The organism is Xenorhabdus sp. PB30.3 (genome assembly GCF_963895965.1).
Taxonomy (GTDB): domain Bacteria; phylum Pseudomonadota; class Gammaproteobacteria; order Enterobacterales; family Enterobacteriaceae; genus Xenorhabdus; species Xenorhabdus stockiae.
In genome coordinates, this window is record NZ_CAWQMW010000042.1 from 1 (window position 1) to 7,073 (window position 7,073).

A 7,073-nucleotide genomic window follows, 5' to 3' on the forward strand; every position below is an offset into this window, starting at 1 on the left:
TTTCCATCTACAATATACAAATAAAACCATAGATTAATCATTGTTACCCAATAAATTATTTAAATTAATTTAATTTTTACCTTTATTGATAAAGACGTGACTCCGTTCAAATTTTCACAATAAAACCCCGTAAAACCATTAGATTTATGATTGTGGCAATTATATTTATATTTTACCTTCTTTATGACTCATTAAACTATCTCATAACATAATGCAGTCATTTACAAAAAGAAAAACAGATAAGTTCATACTTACGTTAACTATAAATGAAACACCACATCATCAATCACACAATTTTCGGTAAACCCTATTATGTCAGTCACAAAAATATTAACACCCAAAAGAACAAAAGCACTGTTGGCAGTCATCGCTGCTATTGCCTTAATTTTCATGGCTATTATTGGAAAAATGAAGAATGCCGATAAACGATTTCTTTCCGTTGCCACGGCATCCACAGGAGGAACCTTTTACCCGATAGGTGTCGGGCTTGCCAATGTATGGAGCCATCATCTCAAGGATGAAAATATTCAGGTCACAGGTCAGTCTTCCGCAGGTTCAATTGAGAATATTGATTTACTCCAGAAAAATGAGGCACAGCTTGTTATTTTACAAAGTTTGATTGCTGTCGAAGCCTATCAGGGTGTCCGTAATTTCGAAAACCGGCCTTATCAGGATCTGCGTTCCATCTCAGTACTCTGGCCTAATGTCGAACACTTTGTGATGATGGACGATAAAATCAAAGAGGGTACGTTAAACGACATCGCCAATACCCGTTTTTCCGTTGGTCCACAAGCCAGTGGCACAGAGCAATCTACGTTGATTATTTTACAAGGGGTCAACCTTAGTAAGAAAAGTATTAGCCCGGAATATCTCGGCTATAGCGATACCGTTTCCGCAATGCGCGATGGCCGTCTTGATGGTGGCGCAATACCTGCGGGGGTTCCCGCCTCAGCGGTCACGGATATGTACGCCAGCGGTGTCTCTGCCCGTATCCTGAATGTGACCGATCAGCAATTGAAGCAGATTAATGCTATCGCGAATTCCTGGTTTCGTTTCGTCATTCAGCCAGAAACTTACCCCCGTCAAAGTGAAACTGTTCACACAATTGCTCAGCCCAATATTCTGATGACCACTCGCGAGATTGATGAAAAAATCGTTTATGAATTAACAAAATCAATGTTTGAGAACCTGAAAGAAGTTCATCAAATCCACAGCGCCGCCAAATATATTTCCCCGGAAAATGCCCTTAAAGGCGTTGCCGTTCCGCTGCATCCGGGAGCTTACAGATATTACCGGGAAATCGGGCTGCCTATTCCTGATGATCTTATCCCGCCGGAAATTCATGCAGCCACAGCTCAGCCTAAGTAATGAGCAAATTGTAAGCCCTTTCCCGTCCGATTATGTGTTTTCATAAGGAATTATTATGAGTATTGCGCCATTAACATCGTCTTCTGCTGAACTGGATAAGGAATCCGGTTCCGGTAATCGCCATTTAATCAGTCCTTACAAACAGATAGCTACCCTGCTGGCGATCGCTATTTCTCTTTATGCCATCTACGCTAATGCGTTATCTAATACACAGGAATTTTACCGTAATGTGATCTTTCTTGGCGGTATTCTGGTACTGGGCTTTATACTCTTTCCGGTTTCCAGACAGCAGGCGACAGCAAAACTCAATCTTTGGGATTATCTTATCATCCTGCTTACTCTGATCAGTTACGGCTATTTCTATTTTACTTATATCGATTTACATGTTGTCAGAAACAGTATTCCCAATACCACCGATTATGTGATGGCTATCGTTGGCATTGCCCTATTACTTGAAGCGGCAAGAAGAACAACGGGTTATTTCATTCCGGGATTATCTGTTTTCGCTATTGTGTATGCTTTATTCGGCCAATATTTTATCGGCATTTTCGGACATGCCGGTTTTTCTATCGAGCGTCTGTTATTCCGTCTGTTTATGACCGGTGAAGGAATTTTCGGGATCACACTGTCAACAGCATCGACAGCGATCATTGTCTTTATCCTGTTTGGTTCATTTTTGAGTGTCAGTGGTGCGACAGCATTGTTCAATGATCTGGCTCTGGCAATCGCCGGACGTCGCAGAGGCGGGCCTGCACAGGTCGCTGTCATTTCATCGGCGCTGACAGGCTCACTCAGTGGGAGCGCAGTTGCCAATGTAGCGACAACAGGGACTTTCACCATTCCACTGATGAAAAGCATTGGCCTGTCGCCACGCTTTGCCGGAGCCGTCGAAGCGGCAGCATCAACCGGCGGTATGATTATGCCCCCTATCATGGGCGCAGCCGCTTTTATCATGGCAGGTTTTCTCGGTATCTCTTACACCACTATTGTGCTTGCCGCCATTATTCCCGCACTGCTCTATTACGCTTCCCTGATTATTGCCATTGATTTGGAAGCCAAAAAACAGGGTTTAAAAGGCATCAGCAAGGAAAGTATTCCACAGGTAAAAGCCGTACTGAAAGCGCGTGGGTTACTGCTACTGCCCCTTTTTATCGTAATCGGCACATTATTAGCAGGAAAAACACCCATTTATGCCGGCTTCCTCGGCATTATTGCAATTATTGTTGCAAGCTGGATCACGCCGGATACTTCGGTACGGATGACACCAAAAAAAATAGCCAATGCCCTGAATGAAGCCGCTCGTGGAGCCATCCAGGTTACTGTTGCCTGTGCTGCTATTGGTATCATTATCTGCGTTGTGACTATGACCGGTATCGGCTCTACCCTTGCTTTCAACATTGTTTCCCTGACAGATAACACACTATGGATGATCCTGCTGGTTGTAATGGTAGTCTGTATCGTGCTCAGCATGGGCTTGCCATCCACAGCGTTATATATTGTTGTCGCCGTCACCGTATCACCAATTCTCATTAAAGCAGGAGTTCTGCCCTTAGCGGCACATTTCTTTGTTTTCTGGTTCGGGGCATTATCCAATATCACCCCTCCAGTTGCCCTTGCCAGCTACACAGCCGCCAGTATCGCTCGCTCTGATCCCATGCAGACATCATGGAGTGCTGTCCGGCTGGCTTTGCCCGGTTTTATTATTCCTTTTATTCTGGTGTATAACCCGGCGCTATTGATGCAGGGCAGTGAGTTAAGTGTGCTTTCTATTCTTTATATGATAATAACTGCATTGATTGGCATTTATTCCCTCTCTATTGCCACTGCCAATTTCTGGATGATAAAAGCGCACTGGCTGGAAAGGATTTTCTTTACGATTGCTGCTCTTCTTTTAATTAAGCCGGGCGTATTAACCGATTTGGCGGGAATGGCGCTGATTGTGTTATCTGGTGTTATTCACTTGCTGCGCTATAAACAATATCAGACAACAGCAATAAGGAAGGAACCGCATAATGTATGATGTGATTATCATCGGGGCAGGGTTAGTCGGGCTTGGTACAGCCAATGCGCTACAGGAACAGCACCCACATTTACGTTTGCTGGTACTGGATAAAGAAAAATGCGTAGCTACGCATCAAAGCGGGCATAACAGTAATGTTGTTCATTCGGGTATTTATTATACGCCCGGTAGTCTGAAAGCCAATCTGGCGAAAAAAGGGAACCAGACGATATATCAGTTTTGTCAGGAACACGGCCTATACTATGATCGCTGTGGCAAAGTGATTGTTGCAACACAATTGAAAGAGCTTTCTTTACTGGAAAATATCTATCAGCGGGGTTTGCAAAATGGTCTTCAGGTTAGTCGGTTATCACAGGCGGCTTTGAAGGAGCGTGAACCTTATGTCAATGGCCTTGAAGCCATTCTGGTCCCGGATACCGGGATCGTCAATTATCCGGAAATTGCAGCAAAACTGGCTGAAATCATCCAGATCAGAGGTGGAGATATTCACTGCCAACAATCTGTACAAACTATCCGGGAACACAGTGATTCTATCGAAGTTCAAACCCAACAACGCACTTATCAGGCAAAATGGCTGGTGAACTGTGCCGGCTTACAGAGTGACAGAATAGCTCAACTGGCAGGTTACGATACTGGTATGAAAATCGTGCCATTTCGCGGCGAATATTATGTGCTGAATAGTGATAAAAACTATCTGGTCAATCACTTGATTTATCCCGTTCCTAATCCTGATTTCCCATTTTTAGGTGTTCATTTCACCCGTATGCATAATGGCAAACGGGATGTGGGGCCCAATGCGGTACTGGCATTTAAACGCGAGGGGTATCGCCGGACAGATTGTAACCTGCGGGATATGGCGGAAATACTGACTTACAAAGGTGTCTGGAAAATTGCTTCACGTTATTTAAGTGAAGGAATCGCAGAAATGCGCCGCTCATTCTCACATCAGCTATTTACTGAAAATGCCCGCCAGCTTATTCCCGATTTACGTCCTGAAGACATTACTCCGGGGCCAGCGGGTGTCCGTGCTCAGGCAGTCACGCCCGAGGGTAAACTAGTGGATGATTTTCACTTTGTAACCGGTCGCCGGTCATTACACGTTTGTAATGCTCCCTCGCCAGCGGCTACTGCATCATTTGAGATTGGGAGAGAACTTGTAAGACGGTATTTTGAATTAATTTAATGGTAATGATTTTTTAAAAGGCAGCGTATAGATTAATTACTATGCGCTGCCTGATCACTTATTATAGCAATCGCAGTAAGTCAGCAACCATTCCGGAGAGATGCGCATCTCTCCATTGCCTATTCCACCCAGAAGTCTCCAAGTCACCAATTTCAAAACGTGTATCAATATAACGTCTTTGACGTTCAGAAATCATATATTCAAGCCTGCGAGTACCTTCCTCATAACGAAATCTACTGATAGTACTAACCGCTGTCGGATTAATTTCATTTATAAATGGTGCATATAGTTCACGTACAGTTACACTTCTAATGTTTATAAATCTTTGTACCGCTCTGCCCCCCGCATTCAAAAGTACTCCGTTATCCATTGTTAACCTAATTCCTCCACCCGTTGTCTGATAAGCAAATCCCAAGCGCTGTAGTGCGTTAAAATCTTGCTGCATGCTTTCTGTCATCTGAGCGAGTGGAGGAAAATCAAACTGCACCGTTCTATATCCATTACTCATGACTTCCTGTACCCACCCTGCCGCATTTGCTCTATCAAAAGATTCTAATGTGCTTCTTGCAGTTGTCTCAATTGCCGCTGCTGCCCTTGTTGTATTGGCTGTCTCAGTAGCTCTAGTTGTCTCCGCTGCAACTGCTTCTATTGTTCTGGGAACCTCACTTTCTCCCGCCGCCGCAGCCCTTACACTGGAACCAAAACTAAAACTACTTTGTAGCTGAGCTTCCGCCTGCCGTAACCCACGAACCATTTTACCAAGTGCCAAACTACCCAGACTGACCGCCCCGCATCCCATTGAAATCCAGCCCAAAACAGTAGACGCCTGCGGATTACTGTCCTCTGTCACAGCACTGGCAAACCCGGTCGCGGCCCCTAAAAAACCAACCCCGGCCAAAATCGCCCCACTCAGCGTCAGGGAAGCCCCTCCCGTTGGAATGACCGCGGCCAACTCCGCGACCATTCCAAACAGGCCTAACGCTATTCCCAGAATACTGCCCACACTCAGATGCCCACTCGGATCGGTCCGGTTGATCGGATCGCCCAGGCAGTATGCATACGGGTTCAGCCCCCCGGCCCCGAACGGGCTGAGGCTGTCCGGCGCCGTAAACCGCATCAGGACCGGGTTATACGTCCGGTAGCCGTTGCCCAGATGATACCCGCCTCCGGCCGGGTCCTGCCGCTCCCCGTTATAGCCCGGTAAATCCGGGTCACTGTCCGCCGCCGCCTGCTGCCCGTACGGGGTATAGCGAAAACGCGAGGTCCGGTCATTGTGACGGCTCAGCAGCACACTGCCCGGCCCGTCAGTGCCCAGTAAATGCACGCCGTCAGCCGTGACACTCGCCGCGGGCGCCCTGCCCGCTTGCACCAGCCGCGTAACCGCGCCGCTTTCCCGCTGAATTTCTGCCACCCGGCTCGCCCCCTGATAGTACAGCTCCCGGGTGTCCGCCTTGTCCCGCCACTGCAACGCCAGCCGCCCGCTGGCATCATAACCGTAAGTCTGTGTGCTCCCCGCCTGCGTGACGGAGGCCAGCCGGCCCAGCCCGTCATAGGCCAGCATTCGATGCGACTCATCCTCAATCAGCCGCCCGGCTTTATCGTAAGTGAGTACAATCGTGGCCGGATAGGCCGGGTGGTTATGGGTGATTTTCGTCAGCTGGCAGGGGTCGGCCGGATTCGCGTAACTGAAACAGGCCGTGTCCTGACTGCCGTCCGCCAGGGTGGTGAGACAGGTCAGCAGGTTGCCCAGCCGGTCATAGGTAAACTGCTGGCGGCTCAGGGTCTGCCCGTACGCATCCCGCGGGCATTCCGTGCCCGAACAGCGATAATCCGTCAGCCAGCGGCGGTGGGCATCGTAGGTATAAGACTCGTCCCGCAATGGCACCGCGGGCTGGGGGCCGTTTGCCGGCCCGACCGCGGTGGTCCGGCTCGCCAGTTGCCCGGTCAGGGTATAAGTCTGGCTCAGGGTCAGTCTGTCCGGCCCGCTTTCAATCCGCCGCTCAATTTCCCGGCTGAAATCATCAAAGATCAGGGTTGTCACCAACTGCTGCCGGCCGGCATTGTCCTGCACCGTCCAGCGGTCTGTCCGCCCGGCCGCATCATACCGGAGGGTCACCGTCACCGCCTCATCCACCGCCTTCACCGGCCGGCCCAGCCCATCAAACTGCAGCCGGTGCACGACCCCCGCCATATCCTGACAGGCCGTGAGCTGACCGGTCGGGGTGTAGTGATACACGGCACGGCGCGCCGGCCCGGCGCCCGCATCGTCAAACTTCACCGTTTCCTCTTTGAGCAGCCCCGCCGGGGTATAAGAGCGTTGCAACGTGGCCTGTCCGACCGCCTCCGACCGGGTCAGCGCCCCATTTTTCCCCTGATAGGTAAACTGCTGGATGAGGCCCGGGGCGTCCACACGGACAGGGACATTGCCCAGCCGCGGCTCATATTGCATCGTCACCGTCTGCCCCACAGCATCTGTCACGGTGTCCGGCAGCGGGCTGACGC

4 protein-coding genes are annotated in these 7,073 nt (G+C 49.2%); 3 read left to right on the plus strand and 1 reads right to left on the minus strand.

From position 1 onward, the window contains the following. Window positions 1–312: 312 nt before the first annotated feature. From AACX38_RS03745 to lhgO, 3 genes are read left to right on the plus strand one after another with little or no spacing between them, the layout of a single operon-like run. On the plus strand, window positions 313–1,368 hold the full coding sequence (locus AACX38_RS03745; RefSeq protein ID WP_228865755.1) for a TAXI family TRAP transporter solute-binding subunit: 1,056 nt from the start codon (window positions 313–315) through the stop codon (window positions 1,366–1,368). Between the two features lie 55 nt (window positions 1,369–1,423). Next, entirely contained in the window at window positions 1,424–3,388 is a 1,965-nt protein-coding gene (locus AACX38_RS03750) for a TRAP transporter permease (RefSeq protein ID WP_228865756.1), read from the plus strand. Next, window positions 3,381–4,571 carry an L-2-hydroxyglutarate oxidase gene (lhgO, locus tag AACX38_RS03755; protein ID WP_228865757.1) on the plus strand — a complete coding sequence of 397 codons (1,191 nt, stop codon included), beginning with the start codon at window positions 3,381–3,383 and terminating at the stop codon, window positions 4,569–4,571. The genes AACX38_RS03750 and lhgO overlap by 8 nt, the downstream gene beginning before the upstream one ends. Before the next feature lie 61 nt (window positions 4,572–4,632). Here the strand turns inward: lhgO and AACX38_RS03760 are convergent, their stop codons facing one another. Then, on the minus strand, window positions 4,633–6,807 hold the full coding sequence (locus tag AACX38_RS03760; RefSeq protein ID WP_228865758.1) for an RHS repeat-associated core domain-containing protein: 2,175 nt from the start codon (window positions 6,805–6,807) through the stop codon (window positions 4,633–4,635). Between the last annotated feature and the right edge of the window lie 266 nt (window positions 6,808–7,073).

What these genes read in the sequence shown, in the direction of transcription:
- AACX38_RS03745 (WP_228865755.1), top strand. Translation starts at nt 313, where the DNA reads ATGTCAGTCACAAAAATATTAACACCCAAAAGAACAAAAGCACTGTTG.
- lhgO (WP_228865757.1), top strand. Translation starts at nt 3,381, where the DNA reads ATGTATGATGTGATTATCATCGGGGCAGGGTTAGTCGGGCTTGGTACA.
- AACX38_RS03750 (WP_228865756.1), top strand. Translation starts at nt 1,424, where the DNA reads ATGAGTATTGCGCCATTAACATCGTCTTCTGCTGAACTGGATAAGGAA.